The organism is Pseudoalteromonas sp. AWM4_233 (genome assembly GCF_056158285.1).
Genome location: NZ_JBSWSZ010000095.1, coordinates 1 through 2,939, shown reverse-complemented (window position 1 = coordinate 2,939; position 2,939 = coordinate 1). Strand labels below are relative to the sequence as shown.

General features: G+C 57.3%; 4 protein-coding genes and 1 pseudogene. All 5 read left to right on the top strand.

What is annotated here, in order from left to right:
• Positions 1–44: 44 nt before the first annotated feature.
• Positions 45–554 (top strand): annotated as a pseudogene (locus ACXAC4_RS21010) (M1 family aminopeptidase); the annotation flags it as partial.
• Between the two features lie 143 nt (positions 555–697).
• Positions 698–1,081: a hypothetical protein gene (locus tag ACXAC4_RS21005; protein WP_475165129.1), complete on the top strand. Its 384-nt coding sequence runs from the start codon at positions 698–700 to the stop codon at positions 1,079–1,081.
• Positions 1,054–1,431 (top strand): PhnE/PtxC family ABC transporter permease, encoded by a 378-nt coding sequence (locus ACXAC4_RS21000; RefSeq protein WP_475165127.1) that lies wholly within the window; start codon positions 1,054–1,056, stop codon positions 1,429–1,431. Before ACXAC4_RS21005 ends, ACXAC4_RS21000 begins: the two co-directional genes overlap by 28 nt.
• A 152-nt stretch (positions 1,432–1,583) precedes the next feature.
• The gene (locus ACXAC4_RS20995; RefSeq protein ID WP_475165126.1) at positions 1,584–1,907 is read left to right on the top strand and encodes a hypothetical protein; all 324 of its coding nucleotides are present in this window, start codon (positions 1,584–1,586) and stop codon (positions 1,905–1,907) included.
• Between the two features lie 629 nt (positions 1,908–2,536).
• On the top strand, positions 2,537–2,902 hold the full coding sequence (locus tag ACXAC4_RS20990) for a PhnE/PtxC family ABC transporter permease (protein ID WP_475165124.1): 366 nt from the start codon (positions 2,537–2,539) through the stop codon (positions 2,900–2,902).
• The last annotated feature ends 37 nt before the right edge of the window (positions 2,903–2,939 follow it).

The window sequence follows — 2,939 nt, the reverse complement described above, 5'->3', positions numbered from 1 at the left end:
AAGGTTAACGACGGTTAGATTCACCTCTTACACAGCACCTGGTTGCGGTTATGAGTGCAGATAACTCTGAAGCATTTGTTAAAGACGGTGACTACTGGTTTGATATGCCGCAGGCTATTCCACCTTACCTCATTGCGATTGGTGCGGGTAACCTTGAATATAAAGAGATGTCACACCAAACAGCTATTTTTGCTGAGCCACAAATTCTTGATGCCTCAGTGGCAGAGTTTAATGACACACAGGCGATGATCGACAAAACCAACGTGATGTACGGTGAATATGCATGGGGTCGTTACGACCTACTGATGCTGCCACCTAGCTTCCCGTTTGGCGGCATGGAAAATCCTCGCCTGTCATTTATCACACCAACCGTTGTTGCTGGTGACAAAAGCCTAGTTAATCTAATCGCCCACGAACTTGCGCATTCTTGGTCAGGTAACCTAGTCACTAACGCGACGTGGGAAGACTTATGGCTAAATGAAGGCTTCACTTCTTATGTTGAAAACCGCATCATGGAAGAAGTGTTTGGCCGCGACCGTGCCGTAATCGAACGGTTGTTTTTGCCTGTACTTGGTTCAGTTAGTATTGCTAAGGTTAAAGTAGAAAGGGTTCCTTCCCACTCCAGCACCTCCCGCATATCCTATGATCGGGGTCCGGTGGAAAAACCGGGCCCCGTTTTTCCACTCAGGAGCATTCCATGACAGACCTGACTGCTGGGTCCTCGACCGTTGATCAGATCCGCGACGAATACACCGCGATGGCGCGGCGCAAACGGGTCTATGGTGGTATCCTCCTGATCGTGTTCGTAGCCATGATGGCTGCGGGTTTTCGCACGGCTGACGATCGTAACGCGGGCAGTTTTATCGACGGCTGGCACCGGATTCTTGGACTATCCAGCCGAGGTGTCTGTCCGAGGCTTGGGAAAAGATCGACCGAGATGCCCACCAATTTGGTTGAGTTCTTTCCGGCGCTGGTCGAGACGCATGAACATAGCGGCGGCGGCGACTCTGATCGGCACCATCGTGGGCACGTTCCTGGCGCTTATGGCGACGCGTGGGATGGCGCTCTGGCCTGTCGCTAATCCCTCTGTTCCGGCGTATCTCAGACATTTTCCGGGCCGTGCCCGAGATTGTCATCGCGCTGGTTCTGATCTTTGTTTTGGGTGGCGGTCCAGTTCCCGCGATGATCGCCATCGCCATTCACACCGCCGGCGCGCTGGGCAAACTGTTTTCAGAAGTGAACGAAAACGCCTCGCTCAAACCGGTCGAGGGGCTGCAATCGGTGGGCGCAAACTGGTCGCAGCGCATGTATCTGGGCGTGATCCCGCAGGTCGGTCCGAACTATGTCAGCTATGCCCTGCTGCGGTTCGAGATCAACATCCGCGCCTCGGCCATCCTGGGCTTCGTCGGCGCGGGTGGTCTTGGGCTATGAGCTGCGGAATGCGATGTCCTGGGGGCAGGGGCGCTATGACGAGGCCGCCGCCATCTTCCTCCTGTCTGTTCGTCACAATCGTCGTCGTCGATCAAATCTCCGGGTCTTCTGCGCGACCGTCTGGCCCACGGGTCCGAAAAGGAGCGCGCGGCATGAGCACCTTCGCCACCGACCTGTCCGTTGATGAGCTTAAGGCCGAGGCCGACCGTCTGTTCAACCGCAAACGCCTGGCCAACTTTGGCCTGCCCGCGCTGGTTCTCGCCTATCTAGTCTATGTGTTCTTTGCCTTCGACGTGCCGGGTCTGGCCGCGCAGGCGAACTGGAAAAACGGCAAGACGCTGGTTTCGGACAGCTACAGCTACAAAACCCATATCGAGCGGGACAACCGCTCCGGGGAAGTGTCCGCGGCCATCGAGGGCGAGCGCAAGGGCGCTTACCCCGAAGGTCAGGCCCCCGATTGGGTCACGCTCGGGTGAGACCACGGTGATTGATCTGGAAGACGGTCACGTTGTGCGCTTTGGCCCGGAGACGGTGGAATACGACATCCCGGGTTACGGCACCAGTCCGGGCGACACCTACCCGTTCAGCCAGGCGTGCAGGCTGAACTGCCCGCCGGCGACGTGCCAGAGTGGATCAGCGTCTCCAAAGAACCGGATGGCCGATCACGCCGGATGCGGGACGTCCTGACCGGTGACCCGCAACCGGTCCGAGGTGTTCCGCTATTTCACCGGGTGGGAACTGTTCTGGTTCACACTCGACAGCCCCTACTATGGCAAGTCCTTCACTGAGTTGGCCGGGTTGGCTGCCCAAGGTGAGGCCGGAGAGATTTTCAACGCTTTCTGGACCAACAAGATGTGGCGGCACCAGGACGTGGCTTGGGCGATTTTTGAGACCATCCTGATGGCGTTCCTGGGAACCATTGGTGCCGCGATGGTGGCCCTGCCGCTGGCATTCCTCGCCGACGCGCAACTTCAACCCTCTAAGGTCGCTCCGATTTGCCACCCGTCGCATCTGTTCGACTTTGTGCGTGGCGTGGATGCACTGATCTGGACCGTAGTTCTGGCCCGCGCATTCGGACCCGGGCCACTGACCGGGCGCGCTGGCTATGCTGGTTACCGATACAGGCACTTTCGGAAAGATCTTCTCGGAAGCGCTGGAGAACGTGGACCAGAAGCAGATCGAAGGGGTGCAGTCCACCGGCGCCAATGCACCGCAGCGCTATCGCTTTGGTGTGATCCCACAGGTGACGCCGGTGCTGCTGAGCCAGCTACTTTACTTCCTTGAATCCAACACCCGCAGCGCTACCGTGATCGGTGCGATCACGGGCGGCGGTATCGGACTGCTGCTGACGCAGGCGATCATCACCCAGAAGGACTGGGAAGAGGTCGCCTATTACATCGTCCTGATCATCCTGATGGTCATGCTGATGGATTGGTTCTCGGGTTGGTTGCGTCGTCGACTGATCCAGTGAGGGTAGAACGCACTGCTTATGTTTTTTTTTTTTTTTT